The sequence below is a fragment of the Allobosea eneae genome (assembly GCF_042657265.1).
GTDB lineage: Bacteria > Pseudomonadota > Alphaproteobacteria > Rhizobiales > Beijerinckiaceae > Allobosea > Allobosea eneae.
This window is the reverse complement of sequence record NZ_JBHSLW010000080.1, coordinates 33,655-53,829: the sequence shown is the minus strand read 5'-3', so window position 1 is coordinate 53,829 and position 20,175 is coordinate 33,655. Positions and strand designations below refer to the sequence as shown.

Here is a 20,175-nt window from a genome sequence, read left to right as displayed (position 1 = left end):
ATGTGACCTGAGCTATACAGATCGGTAATGTTGTGCGGATGCTGCTGATCTTGTCTGCCCTTGGCTCGAGGAGCGGCGCGAAGGTCGGGCCAGGGGGCAATGGTAAGGGGATTGGCACCGCAGCTGCAGGCGCGGTCTCGTTCCGCACAGCGGCGTCAATCCATGACAATGCCTCGGAGCTCGGCTGCGCATCTAGGGTCGGGCCGTGGGGGGCGGCTCCGGTCGGGATTGCTCGGGAGCACAATGACTCCATCATTGCCCTGACCCGAAAGAACGCGCTCTTCGCCGGCTCCGGCCTGAGCATGCTCTTCAAGCCCGACGGGTCAGCCTCGAATGTCGCCGATGTCGGGATCCTGTGTGGCGCGGCCTGGCCCCTGGAGGACAGTTTCGTCAGCGGCGAGGTGCCTTCTTCGGAAGGCAAGCTCGCACGGAAGCCAATCGATCCGCATGAGGCGGCACAAGTAAAAAGACGGACGATGTGTCAAGCGCCAAGTTGGAGGCGCAGGGGCTGGTACGACAGGTTCACATGCACTAAGGTTTTTCTTGCCTCGCCGTTGTTTTAGGTTGAGCAGCGCGCCAAGGCGGGCCTCGTGATGGATGTTGCGGTGAGACGCAAAGCTCGATTTTTTTCCATTTGGCTTTGGGCCGGCTTGCTCGCATCGACATTCGGTTTAACTTCCGTCCAGGCCGCCTGTGGTCATACACGGCTTTTTGTCGATGGTTCTCTGGACGAACGTGATGAAGCGTGTCGCGCTATCGAGGAAGTCCTTCACTATTTCGAGCGAGGCGAGTTGAGGATTGATCCCGAGCTGACGATCCGATTTCAACGCGAAGTCTACGTCGATGTGGTCAACCCGCTAACCAACGAAACCAGCCTCATCCGCGTCAGCGGCATCTATCGGGCTGGAACCAAAGAACTGCAGATGACGAGCTCTCATTCGCCTTGGATCTCCCAGCGAAGGCCTTGGGGACTCGCCTGGGACCAGGAATTCGCTCATTCAATCCTGCAGCACGAGATTGTTCATGCGGAGCTGGCTCAACTTATGGCGGGCAGCTATGATAAGCTTCCACGCTCATGGCACGAAGCCCTAGCCTACGCGGTACAGATTGATCTTATGCCTCCTAATCTCAAGGCGCGAGTTCTTGAGCCGTATCGCTCCGAAGAAGGTTTCGTGAATACGCTGGAGGTTAACGATACGACGTACGAATTGAACCCTGATGCGTTCGCGGTCGCGAGCTACAAGCTCTATGTCCGGAAGGGGCGATTAGACTTCTTGAAGAGAGTGATCAGCTTGCAGTTGGACACCATTCGCATGAACGATTTCGTCCCGTAGCATGGGACAAAGCGAACGTAGAAATGCGCGGATAAGAGCCTGATGCTCCGTTGCACGTTCGACGACAAGATCACTGTGAGGATAATGCTGGCCAGGCCGACGCATCGTGGTGTTCCATCGTACGAGGGATGCGGCGGCGCGCATGGCGAATGCTTCCTTCAGGATGCCGGTCTGCTCGGAAAGCACGCCGGACTTTTCTCTTGAACCTCGAGCGACCTCAGCTTGTACAGAAGGTGAGGTCACATCGCCAACCAGCGAAGACGATCCGTGGCTAGCGCTCAGAAGTGGGCGACCTTATGGAGATCAATCGTCATGCAAACATTCATCGCCGCGCTGGTCTCGCTCCTGATCCTCGATCCGGTCCAGGGGGCCATCACCCGCCAGCTCTCGGCGCTCGGCATCCCGCGCGAAAACGCTGAGAAAGTCGTTGCCTGCGCCCGCGCCGCAGCGCCCGTGGTCGTCACACGTGTGAGCGAGAATCCGGTCTGGGGCGTCACCCAGGTGATCCGCTTCTGGACTGGGGCGGCTGGCCCGGACGTCGTCCTCGTCGAGATTGCTCCGCAGTGCACCGGCGCCGTGGAGGCGGCCAAGCTCGCTGTCGGCCGGCGGACTTGACGCGACGTATGCCGGGACCCGTAAGCAGGTCCGCTTGACCGCTGGCATGGTGGGCAAAGATCGATTCTCGCTAGGTTCGGCCCTACTGCCGCCGGACCGCACATCTCGCGGCTGGGCCGCCGTCGCCATCCTGGCCTTCGTCAGTGCCGCGATCCTGATCGGCTGGTGGCAGGTCGACGGCCCCGGCCGAAAGCAGATCGAGGTCGCTGCATTCGCCGCCGGCAGCCCGTTCACGCTCGTCAACCACAAGGGCGAGACCGTCACGGAAGCGACCTATCTGGGCAAGCCGACGCTGGTGTTCTTCGGGTTCACCCATTGCCCGGAGGTTTGCCCGACGACGCTGTTCGAGATCAGCAACCAGCTCGGCAAGCTCGGCCCCGACGCGGATCGCCTGCAGGTTCTCTTTGTCACGGTTGACCCGGAACGCGACACACCCGCGCAGATGGCGCTTTACCTGCAATCTTTTGATTCCCGGATCGTCGGCCTGTCCGGCACCCAGGCGCAGGTCGATGCCGCGCTCTCGGCCTACAAGGCCTACGCCAAGCGGATTCCGACTGATAATGGTTACACCATGGACCATACGGCGTCGGTCTACCTGATGGACGCCAAGGGCCGCTTCAAGAGTATGATCGACTATCATGAGGACGACGCGGCGGCGCTGGAGAAGATCCGGCTCTTGTTGAACGCGAGAGGCTAGCCACCAATGACAGCTTTCCCCGTCCTCTCGGACAAGCACGCCCTCGAGGACGGCACGCAACTCGCGCCGCGCTTCGACACCAATGGCCTGATCACCTGCGTCACCACCGATGCCGAGACCGGCGAGCTACTGATGGTCGCGCATATGAATGCGGACGCCCTGGGGCGCAGCATCGAGACCGGCGAAGCCTGGTACTGGTCGCGCTCACGCCAGCAGCTTTGGCACAAGGGCGACACTTCGGGCCAGGTCCAGACGATCGTCGAGATGCGCATCGATTGCGACCAGGACGCGCTCTGGCTTAAGGTCAATGTCGCCGGCGATGGCGGTTGCTGCCATACTGGCCGGTGTTCCTGTTTCTATCGCGCCAAGCCCCTACGCGCAGGCGCCGAAGCTCCGCTCATTCGCTTGTGTGCCGGCGCTTGAGGCTCCGTGTGTTGTAGCCCCCAAAAGCCCGGACATTTCTCACGGTGCTGCATGGGCCGCGATGAACTCGCGGGGTGAACGATATCCGAGCGACCTGTGCGGGTGAAGCTCGTTGTAGTGGTCGAACCATTCCGGCAGGGCGAGCATGACGGTTTTGGCATCGGGGATGGGATTCACCGAGACGTAGTCGCGCTTGAAGGTTCGCACGAAGGCTTCGGCCATGCCGTTGCTCTGCGGGCTCTGGACCGGAGTTGTGAGCGGCTCCAGGCCGATATCGCGGGCAAAGCGGCGGGTCGGACCTGCGATGTAGCAGGAGCCGTTATCGGTCAGCCATTCGATGGTCTGCGGCAGGCGGTTGACCTTGCCGAAGCGGTGCTCGACGGCGGTGACCATCAGGTCGCAGACATCTTCGCCCTTGATGCCCTCGGTGGTGGCGACATGGCCAATGGCTTCCCGGTCGCAGCAATCGAGCGCGAAGGCGACGCGGACCTTTTCGCCGTTGTCGCAGCCGATCTCGAAGCCGTCCGAGCACCAGCGCAGGTTGGAGCGTTCGACGGCGATGCGGCCGTCGTGACGGCGCTCGACCCCGCCAGCATGGCGTTCGAGCAGAAGGCCATGGACCTTCATCACCCGATAGACGCGCTTGCGATTGGCGGGCGCACGGCCCTCGGTCAGGGCTTTGCGGCGCAATCTGGCCCAGACGCGAGCATAGCCGTAGGTTGGCATGTCCTCGATGACCGTCTCGATCTCGGCCAGGAGCGCCTCTTCCGGCAGGGGCGGACGGCCTCTGCGCTGGGGAGAGCGCCCGGCCGTCCGCTGCGCCAGCCGGGCGGCGAGATGCGAACGGGCCACGTCCAGCGTCGCGGCGACGGTGTTCATGGCAAACCGTCCTTGGGCAGCGACAGCGACCGCAATCTCCGTTTTTATGGAATGGCCCGCCCTAATCCCGGCCTCTTGTATGATGCCGTCGATGAAGGAAGGAAAGGAGCGAGCCAATGTCTATTGTGATCCTCGGCGTTGATCTGGGCAAGAACTCTTGCAGTGTGGTCGGCGTGAATGCGGCCGGTGCAGTAGTCGTGCGTCGAACAATGCGTCGGCAGACGCTGATCGACTATGTGACGAAGCTACCGGCCTGCGTGGTGGCGATGGAAGCGTGCTGCGGTGCCCATCATTTGGGTCGCCTGTTCGCGGCGCAAGGGCACGAGATCCGGCTGATGTCGCCTGAGTATGTTCGCCCCTATATCAAAGCCCAGAAAAACGATGATCGCGATGCCGAGGGGATCGCCGAGGCCGCGTCGCGGCCGACGATGCGTTTTATTGAACTCAAGAGCCAGGAGCAGTTGGACATCCAGACGCTGCACCGGGTGCGTTCGCGCCTGGTTGCCGAGCGAACCAGTCTCATCAATCAACTGCGCGCGATCCTGCTGGAACGCGGAGTGACATTTCCGGCAGGGCGCCGCAAACTTGAGCTGGGTGTCGATGACCTGCTGGCCGAGGATGACGGCCTGTTGTCCCCGCGCGTGCGCCAACTGGTCGGCGAGCTTTGCGTCGAATGGAAGGAACTCGACGCGAAGATCACGGCGCTGAATGGCGAGTTCGTCGAATTGGCGCGTCACGACGCGGCGGCGAGAAGGCTGACATCGATCCCGGGCGTCGGCGCGCTCAACGCGACGGCCCTGATCGCTGCGGTGGGCAATGCGAGTAGCTTTGCCAAGGCCCGCGACCTGGGCGCATGGCTCGGGTTGGTTCCCCGGCAGTACAGTACGGGCGGCAAAGCTCGACTGCTGGGCATATCCAAGCGCGGCAACACCTATCTGCGCACTTTGCTCATCCACGGTGCGCGTGCGGCATTACCGTCGCTTTCAAACAGCGACACACCCATGGGGCGATGGCTCAAGGCCATGATCGAGCGAGGCGTTCACCGCAATGCCGTGGTGGTGGCCCTGGCCAACAAGCTGGCGAGGATTGCCTGGGCTACCCTGCGCAAGGAGACGCGCTTTGAACGTGGCTACTTGGCAGCAGCAGCATGATCTGATCGGCCACGTGCAACCGCGCATGTAGCCCAACGAGGTTTGCAGGAAGGATCGTGAAGATGGCCTGATCAGTCGATCGGCGTTTGGAAAGCCCGAGTATAAAAATGGCATTAAATGCCGTCGTTTTTATGGGGCTCTGAACGCGCGGATGTCCATCTTGGCTGTGAGCGTGCTCACAAGACCGTATACGTTGACGCAGACTGAGATCAGAACGCCGTAGAATCCTCTTGCAGACGGGGCGGGCCATACGTTTTATATCCTCCGCCAGTTCGAGGGCGTCCTTCAGGATTTCCACCTCCAGGGTCTTCTTGCCCAGGAGCCGCTGCAATTCGCGGATTTGCTCCTGCTGCGCCCGGAAGGCGGAGGCCGGGACCACTTCCTCCTCGGCCGCCGTCGCGGTCAGCGCCCCTTGCTCGGCAAGCCGCCGCCACGTGAAAAGCTGGTTCGGCGACACGCCGCACCGGCGTGCCACAAGGCTGACCGTGACACCCGCCTCGCGCGTCTGCGCGACGATCTCCAACTTCTCCGCAACCGACCACCGGCGACGCCGCTCAGGCCCGGTCAGGACCTCAACCTTCGGATAAGAACCAGTCATAGACACGACATTACTCCCAACCCTTATTTTAAGGGTGAGACCTGTCCGGGGAATTCGGGGGCCGTTTCACCGTGGCATGTTAAAGCCGACTGCTAGGACCCGGTCGTACAAGACCATGCCCGCGGCCATGGCGGCGACGAACAGGAGGACAAGCGGCAGCCCCATCAAAAAGGCGGAAATGGCCGGTCCCGGGCAGAAGCCGGCGAGCCCCCAGCCGATGCCGAAAATCGCCGATCCTATGAGAAGGGGCGCGTCGATCTGCGTCTTCTCCGGCAAATGAAATCGTGCATCCAGAACCGGCTTCGTCATGCTGCGCTGGAGCACGACGCCTGGCATCGCGACGAGCACCGCACCGCCGAGCACGAACATCAGGCTCGGGTCCCAATCGCCACTCGCGATGTCGAGGAAGCCGAGGACGCGCGCGGGGTCGACCATCCCGGATAGCGACAGGCCGAAGCTGAATATCGCGCCCGCAAGCAGGGCGATGGCGGGGCGGGCAAAAATGGGACCGCTCATCTCAGCAACCCCATGCTTGTTGCCGCGACGATCCCAGCAGCGAGGAAGGTAGCGGTCGCGGCAAAGGAGCGTTTCGAGAAGCGGGCAAGGCCGAGGATGCCGTGGCCGGACGTGCAGCCCGAGCCCATACGGGTGCCGATGCCCACGAGCAAACCGGAGGCAAGGACAAGGGGCCAGGTGGTTGCGATGGTCACGGCCGGGAATCGGCCGAAGGCTGCTGCGTAGAAGAATGGCCCTGCGAGAAGACCAACGACGAAGGCTGCATCGGCCCAAACGGGTCTGCCGCCGAGCAGGTTTCCCAGGATGCCGCTGATGCCGGCGATCCGACCGTTGGCGACGAGCAGCAGGACGGCGGAGAGACCGAGCAGCATGCCGCCAAAAAGCGCGGGCAGGTAAGGCGTCATCTCCGCCCCTCCGGACTGCAAAAAATGGCATAGAGTGCCGTGATGAGCTGAGCCGCCTTTTCCTCCGACAGGCGATAGAATATCTGCTTGGCCTCGCGGCGCGTTTGCACGACACCCGCCTCGCGAAGCACGCCGAGCTGCTGCGAAAGGGTCGGCTGACGGACGCCGAGCTCCTCCTCCAACTCACCGACCGAGTGCTCCCCTTCGGCCAGGGTGCAGGCGAGCATCAGCCGCACGGGATGTGCCATCGTCTTCAGAAGGGACGCGACCTCTTCTGCCCGGCTTGCCATCTCCTCCGGCGGCATGGTGGCGGACACCGATTTTTCGATTGCAGTCACCGTGTCGCCCCTAGCGCGTCGAGCGGAATTTTCAGGTAGCGCCGGCCGTTGTCCTCCGGTTCGGGGAGCTGGCCGGCGCGCACGTTCACCTGAAGTGCATGGAGGATCAGCCTCGGCATCGGCAATGTCCGGTCCCGCGCTTCGCGCAGCGCCACGAAGCTGTCCTCGGTCATATCGACGAGATGCGGGTTGGAGCGCTTTTGCTCGCTCACCGTGCTCTCCCATTTCGCATGTCGCCCGCCCGGCTGGTAGTCGTGGCCCGTGAAGATGCGGGTCTCATCGGGAAGCGCGAGAATCCGCTGGATCGAATGCCACAGAACCTTGGCGCTACCGCCTGGAAAATCGGCGCGGGCCGTGCCCGAGTCCGGCATGAAAATCGTGTCATGGACGAAGGCGGCGTCGCCGATGACGTAGCTGACGGAGGCGAGCGTGTGGCCGGGCGAAAACATCACGCGGCCTTCAAGACTGCCGACCCTGAATGTGTCGCCGTCCGAAAACAGTTGGTCCCATTGCGATCCGTCTGTCGCCAGTTCCGGCCAGTTATAGATGTCCTTCCAGAGCTTCTGTACCTCGACAACGCGCGCGCCGATCGCCGTCGGCGCACCGGTTTTCTCCTTCAGATAAGCGGCGGCCGAGAAGTGGTCGGCATGCGGGTGGGTGTCGAGAATCCATTCGACCGTCAGTCCTTCGGCCCGCACATAGTCCAGGATCGCATCGGCATGAACAGTCGCGGTCGCGCCGGACTTCTCGTCGAAATCGAGTACAGGATCGATCACGGCGCAGGCGCCTGTCGCCGAATCGGAGACGACATACTGAATGCTGCCCGTACGCGCGTCGTGGAAACCCACGACGCGCGGAACCTTGGCGTCCTGCCGATCAAGCCAAACTGCGGCGCCGGACAGGTCGAAGCCGTGGCCCTTTCCGAAGATCTCGACCTCCCCGCGCTGCATTCGCCCGTCGAGCACCTCACCGATCGCGTAGAGGGTGAGCGCCCGCATCCCGCTCTTGCAATGGGCAAGGGTCGGCCCTTTCGCCTTCTTCATCGCTTCCTGAAATGCACGGACGTCGGCCTCGGTGATGGTCGGGCCGGTGACTGGTACGAAGGCATAGCCGAGGCCGGCCGAACGCGCGGCGGCGGCTTCGGCGGCGTTGCCCGGTTGCCCTGCCTCTTCACCATCCGGTCTGGCGTTAATGACGGCGGCAAAGCCTTGTCTTGCGAGGTCACTGAAGGCAGCGGGATCTGGTTGGGCCGATACCGTCAGACGATCATCAATGGTCACGGTGTTCATCAGCGCAGGCTCCTGATCATCAAACATTATACGATTACATATAATGTATAATGATGGAAATCAAGGTGGCACCGCCTGCGCTGCCACCGACACTCTGATGAGCAACCTTCTGATGGTCGCGTGGCAGCAGCTCTGACCCATATGCGCCAGCCCCGGCAAATGGCACGGGTCAGGATCATCTTGGCGTACGCCGCCTCTGGGTGTCCCGGAGACTCCGAGCCCAATCCTGACTGGGGTGAGGGTTGGTGGTCTTCTAGTCCTTTTGAGTCAACACACTCGCGCGCCGCGCGTCGCGCGCTTCCTGCAAGATCTCCCAGCCACCCTTGAGCACGAGCCCGCCGACGACCAGGCCGATGATCAGGTCCGGCAGCGGAGATGCGAAGAACATCACCGCAGCGCCGGAGACCGCTATGCCCGCATTGGCCAGCATGTCGTTGGTCGTAAAGATCCAGGACGCCTGCATATGGACGCCCTGGTCTCGATGCGAGCGCAGCAGCCGAAGGCAAATCAGATTTGTCGCCGCATTCGCGACGGCCGCGACTATCATGGCAAGACCGATCGGCTCGGCGCCAACGAAAAACCTGCGCAGGACCTCGGCCAGCAACCCGACGCCTAAAATGATCAAAAGCGCGCCGGACAAAGCGGCAACACGCGACTTAGCCGCGACGCTCCGTCCGACGGCGTAAAGGCTCACCGCGTAGACGCCGGCATCCGCCAGATTGTCGAGCGCCGCGCCCAGCAAACCAGTCGAGTCCGCAACAACGCCCACCGTCCCCGCTACGACCACCTGCAAGCAATTGATAAGCAGCACCCAGATCAATGTTCGACGTTCGGCCACGTCGCTTGGGTCAAGTTCGATCTCGGCTTCCTCGTTGCGACGCTCAGAGGCCATGTCAGCGCTCCGTCTCACCCGATGGTTTCTGGACGCCGAACACCGATCGGAACGGCCGCAGGGACCCCGCCAGCAGCAGCGCAACTCCGATGCTGATCGCCACATCCGCCATATTGAAGGTAGGCCAATGCCAATCGCCGACATGAAAATCTAGGAAGTCGGTCACGGCTCCTTGTCGCACGCGGTCAACGACGTTGCCGGCGGCTCCGCCGGCAATCAAGCCGAGGGCGACCGTCTCGACCATGTTCTCGACGCGCAATGCCCAGACGAGAAGCCCGGCTGTGATCGCCACTTTAATGGCACCCAGTACCAACGGACGCTCAAGAAAGACGTCCTGGAACATCCCGAAGCTGACTCCGGGGTTGAAGCCAAGCGTCAGGTTGAAAAATGACGTAATCTCTATGACGCGCGGAGGCGCCATCACCACCGTCACGATCAGCCACTTCGTGACGACATCGACGAGAAGAGCGGGGACGAATGCGAAGCCCAACCACATCGCACGCTGTCCAACGGACGCTACCGCCACGGTATTACTTTCCTTGCAGGTCATTTTTCATTGACGTCCTGGTGACGACGGTCGCCCAATCTTGACGACCGTCGATGCGTTTTCAGTGGGCAGATGCCGGGCGCATCCCTGGCTGATGGCGCTCACTGGCAGGAGAACCGGTCCCCACTGATGGACCGGCCTTTGGTCCGCCTTGGTCGCGATTGAGAAGGCGCAACCCGTTGAGAACAACCAGCAGGGAGGCGCCGACATCCGCAGCGATGGCGCCCCAAAGCGATGCCAGGCCGAGCACTGTCAGGACCGTGAAGAGGAGCTTCACCGCGATCGAGAATGCGACATTCTGCCGAATGACTGCGAGCGTCGCGCGCGAATGGCGCACCAGCCAGGGCAGCCTCGAGAGATCGTCCGACATGAGCGCAACGTCGGCCGTCTCAATTGCCGCGTCGCTGCCCATTGCGCCCATGGCAATCCCGAGACTGGCACGGCCCATCGCCGGTGCGTCGTTGACCCCATCGCCGACCATGGCGACAGAACCATAACGCCGTACGAGATCCTCGACGGCTGTGACCTTGTCGCCGGGTAGCAGTTCCGCCCGAACCTCATCGATGCCGGTCTGCTTGGCGATCGCATCGGCGGTTGCCTGATTGTCGCCCGTGAGCATCACCACCTTTTCGACGCCGGCCCGATGCAGCGCGGTGACGATATCCTTGGCTTCTGCGCGCACGGCATCAGCAACGGCGATCAGCCCCCAGACCTCTTCGCCGTCACCGACCGCCACGACAGTACGACCGGCGCCAGACAGGGTGTCGGCTTGATCCAGAACGGCTGGCGAGCCGATCTTCCGTTCATCGAGATAGCGGCGCGACCCAAGCCAGACCTCGCGACCGGAAATCCGACCGGTCATACCCCGGCCGGTGATGGCCTGCACCGCGTCGGCTGGCTGGGCAGCAAGGCCGCGTTCCGCGGCTTTAGCCAGAATGGCGCGCGCGATCGGATGCTCGCTGCGCGCCTCAAGGGCTGCGGCCAACCGGAGAACGTCATCCTCGCTGCGGCCGACGAGCGGCACCACGTCAACCACTCGCGGACGCCCCTCAGTAAGGGTTCCGGTCTTGTCCATAGCGATGGCCTTCAGCTTGGCCGGAGTCTCGAGGTGGACTCCGCCCTTTACCAGGACACCCTGCTTCGCGGATCCGGCGAGAGCGGCTACGATGGTCACCGGTGTCGAGATCACGAGGGCGCAGGGACAGGCGATCACGAGCAGCACGAGCGCGCGATAGAACCAGACCTCCCAGCCAGCGCCGAGCAGCAGCGGCGGGACGAGGAAAACTGCGATGGCGAGAACCATCACGACAGGCGTGTAGACGCGCGCGAACTTCTCGACCCACTGCTCGCTCGGTGCGCGCCGGCTCTGTGCGGAGCCGACCATGCGGATGATCTGCGCAAGGGTCGTATCGTTCGCCGCCTTGGTGGTCACGACGTCGAGGGCGCCCTCGCCATTGATGGTGCCGGCGAACACCTCATCGCCCACGGTTTTGAACACCGGAACGCTCTCGCCGGTGATGGGCGCCTGATTGACCTCGCTCTCACCAGCTGCGACGCGACCATCAAGGGGGAGCTTGTCGCCGGGACGAATAATGATGTGCGAGCCGACGCGAATCTCGGCGGCCGGTACGTCACGCTCAGATCCATCGTCGAGCTTAACCCGTGCTGTCGGCGGCGCCAGCTCCATCAAAGCAGCCACCGCTCGCCGCGCGCGACCGAGGCTCCACGCCTCAAGTGCCAGGGCAAGCGCGAAGAAGAAGGAAACCGTAGCGGCTTCGAACCACGCGCCGATCCCGATCGCGCCCACGACGGCAACCACCATCAGGAGGTTCATATCCGGGCGGAACCGTCGCGCCGCGAGCCAGGCCTTAGGCGCGACGTAGCGCACCGCACAGAGCACTGCGAGGGTATAGAGGATAATGCTCGGCAGCGGCGTCGAGCCCGCAGCATGTTCGCCAGCCTCGAACGCCGCGATGATGCCGCCGCCGAGCCAGGCGTGAACCGCAAAGCCGAGCGCGGCGAAGACGCCGCTCGCGGCGGTCAGCCACGACTGTATGCGCCTGCGACGCTCTTCTGCCTGTGCCGCTTCGCTGCTCGCCCCTTCGATCCAGGGCTCGGCTCGCAAGCCGGCGCGCCCGACGGCTTTCTCGATGCTGGCCTCCAGCGCAGCGTCTGGCACCATGTCGATCGACATGCGGCCGTTGAGGAGGTCGAAGGCGAGTTTATCTTCGCCCACGAGCGGACCAACCTCGCGCTTCAAGGCCGCGATTTCGTCGGCGCAATCCATCCCGTGGATTCGATAGACAACGCCGCCAGGCTGATTGGTCGGAAGTGGCGGTGCAAGCGCCTCCTGAGCTTGGCCCGCACAGCCGCATCCGGATCCGGCAGTTTCGGAACAGGCAGCCTCAGAAACCGCCGGCGGCGACCACGGCTCAGCTCGCATGCCCGTTCGCGCGACTGCTTCCTCAATCTGACGGAGTGTTGCCCCGCTCTGAGGCGCAACGGTCATCGCGCCCTGCGAAGTGTCGAAGGCAAGATTGTCCTCACCGACGAGCGGCCCCAGCTCCCTCGTCAGGGCGGCCACCTCATTCTTGCAGTCGAGGCCACGCACGCGCAGCAGCATGGCCTCGGCCAAACCATTTCGGATGAGAGAGCCGGACATTCCGGTCTTTGAGATGCCGCTCACGAGCTCGTCGATCGAGGCACGCTGCTGAGGCGCAACCGTCATCAACCCCTTGGCCGTATCGAAGGCGAGCCGGTCTTCACCACCAACGAGCGGGCCGATTTCGCGCTTGAGCATCGCGACCTCGTTCTTGCAATCGAGCCCATCGACCTTGAACAGCCACGCGGACGCCGAGGACGTGTCCGGCTCAGCCAGCAGCTGCGCCCGCATCCCGGTGGAGGCGACCGCCTGCTCGATGGCATCGCAAGCTGGAAGGCTCGGGACGGTTGCTTCCATGACACCGCCTTTGGTGTCGAACGACAACCTGTCCTCACCACCCACGACCGGGCCGACCGCAGCGCGAAGCAGGCGAACCTCGTTTTGACAGTCCAAGCCCTCGACCTTGAAGCGCAACGTGCTTGAGGTGCTTCTCGTCCCGGCATCAGTGGCCATTTCGGTCTCCTCGACTGCTAAATTATCTGGGCTTAGCTCAAGCCTGTTAGCGCACCATACATTCTGTAGTCGCTACAGGATCAAGAGGTCATGAGCCGAATTTATGGCCGTCTCACGAGCGGCAGATGTCAGCGTCCGACAGCCACCAAGCCGACCGCCACTCCGTAGCTCACGATGATAGACGCGGCGGTAAGGGCCATGCCGAAAGCCCGACCTGATGCTCCTTTGGCATAGCCGAAAGCAAAGGCCACCCGACCGGCCAAAAACAGAGCGACCAGCAGAGGGATGAGTACCAGCTCGGGTCCTCGCAACAGCGCTGCAAGTGTTAGGTGGGCGCCAAAGGCCAGAACCGTCTGCTCCAATGAATTCTGCAGCACCGCAGCTCGCACGGCGATTGCTGGGCTGGGTTGGCCAAATGCCGAGCCCCGTATATCTGCTGGCGAATAGAACCGTCCTCTGCTCACCGCGCCGACGCAGCCAGCAAGCCAGAGGAACATGAGAATATCAGCCTTCAGCGTGAACGCGACCCGCTCACCGAGGCCCATCTCCGGGTTGAGGCGGAGCAACCCAGGAGGCAGCCAAACATACCCGGCCGTAAGGACGATCGCCGCAAGAGTGAGCGCGGCGGCGGAGCCACGGATGATGCCCATCTGGTCCGAACTAAAGGCCCTGGCCATTCTCCTGCTCCTCTTATGCCCTCCGCTGAGTGGCGCGATCAGGTGACGTACCGGGAAGCGGCCGATAGCCGCGCCTGTGTTCACACGTCTCCAGCCATTTGCTATATCTACATCCTGTAGTGGCTACAGGATCAACCCTCGATTATATCCATGGCTGGACTATCCCGACGCGGCGGCGATCAAGGCCGCCGCGCTCTTGGTTGAAATCGCGCAGCGCAAGAATGGAGATAAGACCGTCGATGAGCTTCTATTCCATCTGTCAGCACGGGTTCGTCCGCCATCCCGGCGACAACGTCGCTGAGACGCTCCGGCCCACCGCGCGACGGCGCATGCCAGGTGTCGCGCTGATGGCGTCAATCGCCCCTACGGAATGAATCCGCCATGATCACCATCGGAGCTTTGTCACAACGGACAGGCGTCAATATTGAAACAATCCGCTACTACGAGCGGATCAACCTCACCCCAAAGCCGCCCCGCACGGAAAGCAGACGCCGGCTTTACGGAGCCGAGGACGTACGACGTTTGACATTCATCCGGCATTCCCGGGACCTCGGCTTCGATATCCCGGCCATTAAGAGAATGCTTGCTCTGCAGGAAAGCCCGGAGGCCTCTTGTGACCAGGTCAGCCGAATTGCCACGGATCAGCTTGAAGCCGTCGAGATCAGGATAGGTCGGCTTCTGGGACTTAAGGGCGAGCTCATTCGAATGATAAAATCGTGCGACAACGGGAGCGTCGCATCGTGTCGGATTGTGGAAGTCCTCGCTGATCCAACTATCCCGCAAGACGCATCGTGAATCGCCCACCGAATGAAAGCTCAGCAAAGGTTGCGAATACCCTTCTTGTACCGGCTGCGGATTCGTCCCGTCCGACTCAACCGACCATGGCATTCTCTCTCTCTTGCCGCGGGGTCATCGCTAACGCGTATAGATCAAATCTGTTGCAGCCCGCGATAGCGGGCAAACAGGCGCTGCTCTCCGGAGGCGAAGAGGACGACCTCGTAAATCTGAGGCGCCTGGCCCGGGATCTCCATTCCGGGCGAGCCGACCGGCATGCCCGCGACAGCGATGCCCTTCACCCGCAGCCGCTCGACCAGCAATCGCTTGATCGCCTCGGCCGGAACATGACCTTCGACGACATAGCCGTCGATCTCGGCGGTATGGCACGATGCCAGGGCATCGGGCACGCCAAGCCTGGTCTTGAGCGGCATGACGTCGGGAACCTCGACCACTTCGACCGGAAAGCCCGCGGCCTTCACATGCGCAATCCAGTTGCTGCAACAGCCGCAGTTCGGGTCACGAGTCACGGTCATCTTCGGGAGCGCCTCGGCGGCCAGTGACGGAGGCGACAGCGCGAGCGCCGCGGCTGCCTGCGCAGCGCCGATCATCAGCGCGCGGCGGGATGGATAGAGCTCGGTTGGCATAATTGTCTCCTTTGCCTTGGCTGTGTCTTCCTCCGGTCGTGCGCGCATCCAGCGCCGTCACCGGAAGAAGACGTATTTCACGAGCGCTGCGATCGTGAGCACCAGTACTGCGATGCCGAGTAGGCCGACGAGGCCCATGCCCCAGCCCATACCGCTCATCATGTTGTGCATCATTGGCTCCTCCCTCATTCGACAGCCGCAGCGAAGCTTGCCGGCGCGGATCCCGATGTTGCCTTATCGGTCACAGCGGCCGCCGGCAGCCGCCAGCCCTTGATCAGGCCGTAGATCGCCGGGATCACCAGCAGCGTCAGCACGGTCGAGGAGACCATGCCGCCGATCATCGGCACGGCGATGCGCTGCATCACCTCCGATCCCGTGCCGGTGTTCCACAGGATCGGCAGCAGGCCGGCCATGATCGCGATGACCGTCATGATCTTGGGCCGCACGCGCTCGACCGCGCCCAGCATGATCGCCTCCTGCAGATCGGCTCGCGTGAATGCTCGCCCCTCCGCCGCGCAGCGCGCCTGCACCTCCTTCAGCGCGTGGTCGAGATAGATCAGCATGATCACGCCGGTCTCGGCCGCAACACCGGCGAGCGCGATAAACCCGACCGCAACGGCGACCGACATGTTGAAGCCGAGCCACCAGAGCAGCCAGACTCCGCCGACCAGCGCGAAGGGCAGCGAGAGCATGACAATGAAGGTCTCGGTCAGCCTGCGGAAGTTCAGGTAGAGCAGCAGGAAGATGATCGCGAGCGTCACCGGCACGACCAGCTTGAGACGCGCCTCGGCCCGTTCGAGATACTCGAACTGACCGCTCCAGGCGATGCGGTAGCCCGCGGGCAGCTTGATGCTCTGCGCGATCGCGTCCTGGGCATCGCGGACATAGCCGCCGAGGTCACGCCCGACAGTGTCCACGAAGATATAGACCGCGAGCTCACCATTCTCGGTGCGGATCGAGGTGGCGCCACGCTTGCGCTCGATGCTCGCAACCTCGCCGAGCGGGACGCTGGCGCCGGACGGCGTCGAGATCTGGACCTCGCGGGCGATAGCCTGCGGATCCGAACGCAGGTCGCGAGGGTAGCGGATGGCGACCCCATAGCGCTCGCGGCCTTCGACCGTCGTCGTCACGGTCTCGCCGCCCATCGCCATCACCACGGCATTCTGGACGTCGCCGACGGAGAGCCCGTAGCGCCCCAGCGCAATCCGATCCGGCACAATGTCGAGGAAGTAGCCCCCGATGACACGCTCGGCATAGGCACTGCTCGTTCCCGGGACGGCCTTGAGCACGGTCTCGACCTGGCGCGAGATCGACTCCATCTGCGCTAGATCGGTGCCGAAGACCTTAACCCCGATCGGCGTGCGGATGCCGGTCGCCAGCATGTCGATGCGTGCGCGGATGGGCTGCGTCCAGGCGTTGGAGATGCCGGGGAACTGGAGAGCCTTGTCCATCTCCGCCTTGAGGCTGTCGAGCGTGACACCCTCGCGCCAGTCCGTCTTGGGCTTCAGGTTGATGATGGTCTCGAACATCTCGGTCGGCGCCGGGTCGGTTGCCGTCTGGGCGCGTCCGGCCTTGCCGTAGACCGAGGCAACTTCCGGGAACGAGCGGATGATCCGGTTCTGGGTCTGGAGCAGCTCGGCCGCCTTGGTGACGGAGATCCCGGGCAAGGTGGTCGGCATGTACATCAGCGTGCCCTCATCAAGGGACGGCATGAACTCCGAGCCGAGCTGCCGCGCTGGCCAGAGGCTGAGCCCGAGGACGGCTACCGCAGCCAGGATCGTCAGGGTCTTGGCCCCGAGAACGCCGCGAATCATCGGACGGTAGAGCGCGATCAGGCCGCGATTGATCGGGTTGCGGCTCTCCGGAATGATCCTGCCCTTGACGAAGATGACCATCAGCGCCGGGACGAGCGTCACCGACAGGAGCGCGGCCGCCGCCATGGCGAACGTCTTGGTGAAGGCGAGCGGCCCGAACAGGCGTCCTTCCTCCGCCTCCAGCGTGAAGATCGGCAGGAAGGAGACGGTGATGACGAGCAGGCTGAAGAACAACGCCGGGCCGACCTCGCTGGCCGCCTCGATCAGGATGTCGATACGAGGCTTGTCCGGCTGAGCCCGTTCCAGGTGCTTGTGGGCGTTCTCGATCATGACGATGGCGGCGTCGATCATGGCGCCGACGGCGATGGCGATGCCGCCGAGGCTCATGATGTTGGAGCCAAGCCCCAGCGCCTTCATCGCCGCGAAGGCCATCAGGATGCCGACGGGCAGCATGATGATCGCCACCAGGGCGCTGCGCAGATGCAGAAGGAACACGATGCAGACCAGGGCGACGATGATGCTCTCCTCGATCAGCGTGCCCTTCAGCGTCTCGATCGCCCGCTCGATCAACCCGGAGCGGTCGTAGACCGGCACGATCTCGGCCCCGCCCGGCAGGCTCGCCGCGACCTCGGCAAGGCGCGCCTTGGCGTGTTCGATCACTGCCAGCGCGTTGGCGCCGAAGCGTTGCAGGATGATGCCGCTGGCGACCTCGCCATCGCCGTTGAGTTCGGTGATGCCGCGCCGCTCATCGGGACCGAGTTCGACGCGGGCGACATCGGAGAGGCGAAGCGGCACGCCCCGATCGCTTTTCAGGACGATGTTCTCGATATCGGCGATCGACTTCAGGTAGCCGCGGCCGCGAACCATGAACTCGAACTCGCTGAGCTCGACCGTGCGTCCGCCGACGTCCATGTTGCTGCTGCGGACCGCCTCCCGAAGCGTCGCGAGCGAGACGCCCTGGGCGCGCAGCCGCACGGGATCGACGACGATCGCGTATTGCTTGACGAAGCCGCCGACGCTGGCGACCTCGGCCACCCCCTCGGCACGAGAAGCCGCGAAGCGCACGACCCAGTCCTGTAGCGAGCGCAGTTCGGCCAGGGTCATGTTCTTGGCGATGACCGCGTACTGGTAGACCCAGCCCACCCCGGTCGCGTCCGGTCCGAGCGTCGGCGAGACACCCGTCGGCAAACGCCGCGCGGCGGCATTGAGATATTCGAGCACCCGCGAACGCGCCCAATAGGGATCGGTGCCGTCCTCGAAGATGACATAGACGAAGGAGACCCCGAAGAAGGAGAAGCCACGGACGACGCGCGCCTTCGGCACCGTCAGCATCGAGGTCGTCAGCGGATAGGTGACCTGGTCCTCGATCACCTGCGGCGCCTGGCCGGGATACTCGGTGTAGACGATGACCTGGACGTCGGAGAGGTCGGGGATAGCGTCGAGCGGCAAGGTCTTCAGCGCATAGACACCCGCCGCCACGGCGAAGGCAGCGGCAACGAAGACGAGGATCAGGTTGCGCGCCGACCAGGCGATCAGGCGGGCGATCATGGCTTGGCCTCCGGCTGGGCGAAGCCGCTCAGGGCGGCCTTAAGGTTGCTCTCGGCATCGATCAGGAAGTTGGCCGAGACGACGACGCGATCGCCCTCGGCGACACCCTCGGTGATCGCGACCCTGCCATCGCCGCGGCGGCCGAGCTTGACCTCGCGCGGCTCGAACCGACCCTCGCCCAGGTCGAGAATGACGACGCGGCGCGTACCGCTATCGATCACGGCGCTGTCGGGAACGGCGAGCAGCGGACCTGCGTCACCGGAGCCGATCTCGACGTCGGCATACATGTTCGGCAGCAGCATGCCGTCGCGATTGCCGATCTCGATGCGGACCTTGGCCGTCCGCGTTGCCTCGGCAATCTCCGGGTAAATCACGCTGACGCGTCCCTCGAAGGAGCTCCCGGGACGGCCGCGCAACCGCACCGTGGCTGGTGCCCCGATGCCGACGGCAGCCAGTTGGCGTTCCGGAACATCGGCCAGAACCCAGATCGTCGAGATGTCGGCGAGCCGGAACAGACTGCCGCCGGCCGTCATCTTCATGCCGTCGCTGACCGAACGTTCCAGCACGATGCCGTCACGCGGTGCCGACCAGTTGATCGTGAGCGGCACTTTCCGGTTTCGCTCGATCTCGGCGATGACTTCCGAAGGGACGCCGAGGTTTTCGAGCCGCTGTCGTGCGCCGCCTTCGGGTACGCCGCGCGCCACGGCATTGAGCTCGGTGATGAACTGCGCGCCCGCCGTGCTGATCTCCGGCGAGTAGATGCGCGCCAGTCGCGTGCCTTTCGTGACGCGGTCGCCCGTCGTGATCGGGGCGACCTCCTGGACGAAGGCATCCGCCCGGATCGTCACCACCGAAACCCGCCGCTCATCGAGCTGGACCACGCCGGGCACATGAATGGTCTGGACGATGCTCTGCCGCCGGACTGGTTCGGAACGCACGCCGCTGCGCTGGATGCGCCCGGGCGAGAGCTTGATGACGCCGTCTTCGTTTCCCTCGCCTTCGTAGACCGGGAGGTAATCCATGCCCATGGAGTCCTTCTTCGGAACCGGCGAGGTATCCGGGAGCCCCATGGGATTGCGGTAGTAGAGGACACGCTTCGGGTCGGCCTGCACCGTCCGTTCCCCGGTCGCGGGCTTCTCCTCGAAGCTGATGTCCTGGCTGGCGCGGACGGCCGTGAAGGGCCTGCCGTCCTCGGTCTGGCGCGGCTGCGCCGAATAGACGGGCCTCCGGTCCGGGTCCTGATAGTAGACGACCGGACCGGTTCCGACGGGCTCGTTCGCCGCGAGCGAGCCTTCGATGCCGAACCAGGAGCGCAGGCCCGCCGACGCAATACCACGATGCCCGGCCCAATAGCCTGCACTTCCCGCCGCCAGAATGGCGGCGAGAGCGAGGCCCGTGAGGGCGACGGGTTTCATGGCACGACCTTGAGGATCAGCTTGTTTTCGAGCGTGCCGGTCTCGCCTTGGATCTTGGCGCTGAGCGACAGGCGCCAGCCTCCGGCCATCGTCAGGTTGGTCTTGAAGCGGTAGGTTCCGGGCTCGGTCGCGGGCATCCCCTCGATCGTCGACGCCATCATCTCCATGCCATCGGGCGCCATGTCGATGCGCCGAGCAAAGATCACGGCGTCGGGGACCGGCTTGCCCGAGCGCTTATCGATAAGCTGGACGGCGACAGTAACGCCGTTGCCCTGCTTGAGCTCGCTCTGCACGAGCCGGAATTCATAATCCTTGATGTCCGCCAACGCTGGGAGCGAGATGGCGGCGAGCGGAAGCGCTGCGGCGAACGCGCGCAACATGTTGATAGGGGTCATGATCAAAATCCTGAATGCATCAGGCTGCCGCGCGTGCGCACAGCCTTGAACGTGGCGATGGCCACGGCTCACCGTCCGCCCGGAACTGCCGTGCGGACGAAACCAGC

General features: G+C 63.5%; 18 protein-coding genes and 2 pseudogenes. 6 read left to right on the top strand and 14 right to left on the bottom strand.

Annotated elements, in window-relative coordinates; translation table 11 throughout:
- Positions 1–593 precede the first annotated feature (593 nt).
- The 4 genes from ACFPOB_RS28950 to hisI all read left to right on the top strand — a co-directional run bounded on the left by ACFPOB_RS28950 (position 594) and on the right by hisI (position 3,069).
- Positions 594–1,334, top strand: a complete 741-nt coding sequence (locus ACFPOB_RS28950) for a hypothetical protein (RefSeq protein ID WP_089172827.1) — start codon at positions 594–596, stop codon at positions 1,332–1,334.
- 312 nt (positions 1,335–1,646) lie between these two features.
- Positions 1,647–1,949, top strand: a complete 303-nt coding sequence (locus ACFPOB_RS28945; protein WP_089172826.1) for a hypothetical protein — start codon at positions 1,647–1,649, stop codon at positions 1,947–1,949.
- 46 nt (positions 1,950–1,995) lie between these two features.
- Positions 1,996–2,646 (top strand): SCO family protein, encoded by a 651-nt coding sequence (locus ACFPOB_RS28940; RefSeq protein ID WP_377801667.1) that lies wholly within the window; start codon positions 1,996–1,998, stop codon positions 2,644–2,646.
- Positions 2,647–2,652: 6 nt separating this feature from the next.
- Positions 2,653–3,069 (top strand): phosphoribosyl-AMP cyclohydrolase, encoded by a 417-nt coding sequence (gene hisI / locus ACFPOB_RS28935; protein ID WP_089172804.1) that lies wholly within the window; start codon positions 2,653–2,655, stop codon positions 3,067–3,069.
- 39 nt (positions 3,070–3,108) lie between these two features.
- Here hisI and ACFPOB_RS28930 read toward each other — a convergent pair.
- Positions 3,109–4,032 (bottom strand): annotated as a pseudogene (locus tag ACFPOB_RS28930) (IS3 family transposase); the annotation flags it as partial.
- Between the two features lie 32 nt (positions 4,033–4,064).
- On the opposite strand from ACFPOB_RS28930, the gene ACFPOB_RS28925 reads away from it, so the two are divergent.
- A complete protein-coding gene (locus tag ACFPOB_RS28925; protein ID WP_377801666.1) occupies positions 4,065–5,099 on the top strand; it encodes an IS110 family RNA-guided transposase in 1,035 nt (344 codons plus the stop codon).
- A gap of 271 nt (positions 5,100–5,370) precedes the next feature.
- Here the strand turns inward: ACFPOB_RS28925 and ACFPOB_RS28920 are convergent.
- From ACFPOB_RS28920 to ACFPOB_RS28880, 9 genes and pseudogenes are all read right to left on the bottom strand, one after another.
- Positions 5,371–5,697, bottom strand: a pseudogene (locus ACFPOB_RS28920) (transposase); the annotation flags it as partial.
- A 66-nt stretch (positions 5,698–5,763) separates the two neighbouring features.
- Positions 5,764–6,213: a YeeE/YedE family protein gene (locus ACFPOB_RS28915; protein WP_089172802.1), complete on the bottom strand. Its 450-nt coding sequence runs from the start codon at positions 6,211–6,213 to the stop codon at positions 5,764–5,766.
- Positions 6,210–6,617 (bottom strand): YeeE/YedE family protein, encoded by a 408-nt coding sequence (locus ACFPOB_RS28910; protein ID WP_089172801.1) that lies wholly within the window; start codon positions 6,615–6,617, stop codon positions 6,210–6,212. The genes ACFPOB_RS28915 and ACFPOB_RS28910 overlap by 4 nt, the downstream gene beginning before the upstream one ends.
- Positions 6,614–6,922, bottom strand: a complete 309-nt coding sequence (bigR, locus tag ACFPOB_RS28905) for a sulfite-sensing transcriptional repressor BigR (RefSeq protein WP_089172800.1) — start codon at positions 6,920–6,922, stop codon at positions 6,614–6,616. Before bigR ends, ACFPOB_RS28910 begins: the two co-directional genes overlap by 4 nt.
- Positions 6,923–6,951: 29 nt before the next feature.
- The gene (gene blh / locus ACFPOB_RS28900; protein WP_089172906.1) at positions 6,952–8,244 is read right to left on the bottom strand and encodes a bifunctional sulfur transferase/dioxygenase Blh; all 1,293 of its coding nucleotides are present in this window, start codon (positions 8,242–8,244) and stop codon (positions 6,952–6,954) included.
- Positions 8,245–8,497: 253 nt separating this feature from the next.
- The gene (locus ACFPOB_RS28895) at positions 8,498–9,136 is read right to left on the bottom strand and encodes a cation efflux transmembrane domain-containing protein (protein WP_089172799.1); all 639 of its coding nucleotides are present in this window, start codon (positions 9,134–9,136) and stop codon (positions 8,498–8,500) included.
- Between the two features lies 1 nt (position 9,137).
- Positions 9,138–9,686, bottom strand: a complete 549-nt coding sequence (lspA, locus tag ACFPOB_RS28890) for a signal peptidase II (protein WP_318652273.1) — start codon at positions 9,684–9,686, stop codon at positions 9,138–9,140.
- Positions 9,687–9,744: 58 nt separating this feature from the next.
- A complete protein-coding gene (locus ACFPOB_RS28885; RefSeq protein WP_191124818.1) occupies positions 9,745–12,798 on the bottom strand; it encodes a heavy metal translocating P-type ATPase in 3,054 nt (1,017 codons plus the stop codon).
- Positions 12,799–12,926: 128 nt separating this feature from the next.
- Complete coding sequence (locus ACFPOB_RS28880; protein ID WP_089172798.1) at positions 12,927–13,475, bottom strand: MAPEG family protein; 549 nt, start codon at positions 13,473–13,475, stop codon at positions 12,927–12,929.
- 381 nt (positions 13,476–13,856) lie between these two features.
- On the opposite strand from ACFPOB_RS28880, the gene ACFPOB_RS28875 reads away from it, so the two are divergent.
- Positions 13,857–14,270 carry a MerR family transcriptional regulator gene (locus ACFPOB_RS28875; RefSeq protein ID WP_191124817.1) on the top strand — a complete coding sequence of 138 codons (414 nt, stop codon included), beginning with the start codon at positions 13,857–13,859 and terminating at the stop codon, positions 14,268–14,270.
- A 134-nt stretch (positions 14,271–14,404) separates the two neighbouring features.
- On the opposite strand, the gene ACFPOB_RS28870 is transcribed toward ACFPOB_RS28875, so the two are convergent.
- From ACFPOB_RS28870 to ACFPOB_RS28855, 4 genes are all read right to left on the bottom strand, one after another.
- A complete protein-coding gene (locus tag ACFPOB_RS28870) occupies positions 14,405–14,896 on the bottom strand; it encodes a DUF411 domain-containing protein (RefSeq protein WP_089172797.1) in 492 nt (163 codons plus the stop codon).
- A 185-nt stretch (positions 14,897–15,081) separates the two neighbouring features.
- Positions 15,082–18,258 (bottom strand): efflux RND transporter permease subunit, encoded by a 3,177-nt coding sequence (locus tag ACFPOB_RS28865; protein WP_191124816.1) that lies wholly within the window; start codon positions 18,256–18,258, stop codon positions 15,082–15,084.
- Positions 18,255–19,673, bottom strand: a complete 1,419-nt coding sequence (locus ACFPOB_RS28860) for an efflux RND transporter periplasmic adaptor subunit (RefSeq protein WP_089172796.1) — start codon at positions 19,671–19,673, stop codon at positions 18,255–18,257. The genes ACFPOB_RS28865 and ACFPOB_RS28860 overlap by 4 nt, the downstream gene beginning before the upstream one ends.
- Positions 19,670–20,068 carry a FixH family protein gene (locus tag ACFPOB_RS28855; RefSeq protein WP_089172795.1) on the bottom strand — a complete coding sequence of 133 codons (399 nt, stop codon included), beginning with the start codon at positions 20,066–20,068 and terminating at the stop codon, positions 19,670–19,672. The genes ACFPOB_RS28860 and ACFPOB_RS28855 overlap by 4 nt, the downstream gene beginning before the upstream one ends.
- Positions 20,069–20,175: the final 107 nt, after the last annotated feature.

Bases quoted from the DNA above. Each gene is read 5' to 3' on its own strand.
- ACFPOB_RS28855 (WP_089172795.1), bottom strand. From the start codon at position 20,068: ATGACCCCTATCAACATGTTGCGCGCGTTCGCCGCAGCGCTTCCGCTC.
- ACFPOB_RS28940 (WP_377801667.1), top strand. From the start codon at position 1,996: ATGGTGGGCAAAGATCGATTCTCGCTAGGTTCGGCCCTACTGCCGCCG.
- ACFPOB_RS28880 (WP_089172798.1), bottom strand. From the start codon at position 13,475: ATGGCCAGGGCCTTTAGTTCGGACCAGATGGGCATCATCCGTGGCTCC.
- ACFPOB_RS28950 (WP_089172827.1), top strand. From the start codon at position 594: ATGGATGTTGCGGTGAGACGCAAAGCTCGATTTTTTTCCATTTGGCTT.
- lspA (WP_318652273.1), bottom strand. From the start codon at position 9,686: ATGACCTGCAAGGAAAGTAATACCGTGGCGGTAGCGTCCGTTGGACAG.
- ACFPOB_RS28945 (WP_089172826.1), top strand. From the start codon at position 1,647: ATGCAAACATTCATCGCCGCGCTGGTCTCGCTCCTGATCCTCGATCCG.
- ACFPOB_RS28870 (WP_089172797.1), bottom strand. From the start codon at position 14,896: ATGCCAACCGAGCTCTATCCATCCCGCCGCGCGCTGATGATCGGCGCT.
- ACFPOB_RS28915 (WP_089172802.1), bottom strand. From the start codon at position 6,213: ATGAGCGGTCCCATTTTTGCCCGCCCCGCCATCGCCCTGCTTGCGGGC.
- bigR (WP_089172800.1), bottom strand. From the start codon at position 6,922: ATGCCGCCGGAGGAGATGGCAAGCCGGGCAGAAGAGGTCGCGTCCCTT.
- ACFPOB_RS28925 (WP_377801666.1), top strand. From the start codon at position 4,065: ATGTCTATTGTGATCCTCGGCGTTGATCTGGGCAAGAACTCTTGCAGT.
- ACFPOB_RS28875 (WP_191124817.1), top strand. From the start codon at position 13,857: ATGATCACCATCGGAGCTTTGTCACAACGGACAGGCGTCAATATTGAA.
- ACFPOB_RS28860 (WP_089172796.1), bottom strand. From the start codon at position 19,673: ATGAAACCCGTCGCCCTCACGGGCCTCGCTCTCGCCGCCATTCTGGCG.
- ACFPOB_RS28895 (WP_089172799.1), bottom strand. From the start codon at position 9,136: ATGGCCTCTGAGCGTCGCAACGAGGAAGCCGAGATCGAACTTGACCCA.
- ACFPOB_RS28865 (WP_191124816.1), bottom strand. From the start codon at position 18,258: ATGATCGCCCGCCTGATCGCCTGGTCGGCGCGCAACCTGATCCTCGTC.
- ACFPOB_RS28885 (WP_191124818.1), bottom strand. From the start codon at position 12,798: ATGGCCACTGATGCCGGGACGAGAAGCACCTCAAGCACGTTGCGCTTC.
- ACFPOB_RS28910 (WP_089172801.1), bottom strand. From the start codon at position 6,617: ATGACGCCTTACCTGCCCGCGCTTTTTGGCGGCATGCTGCTCGGTCTC.
- blh (WP_089172906.1), bottom strand. From the start codon at position 8,244: ATGAACACCGTGACCATTGATGATCGTCTGACGGTATCGGCCCAACCA.
- hisI (WP_089172804.1), top strand. From the start codon at position 2,653: ATGACAGCTTTCCCCGTCCTCTCGGACAAGCACGCCCTCGAGGACGGC.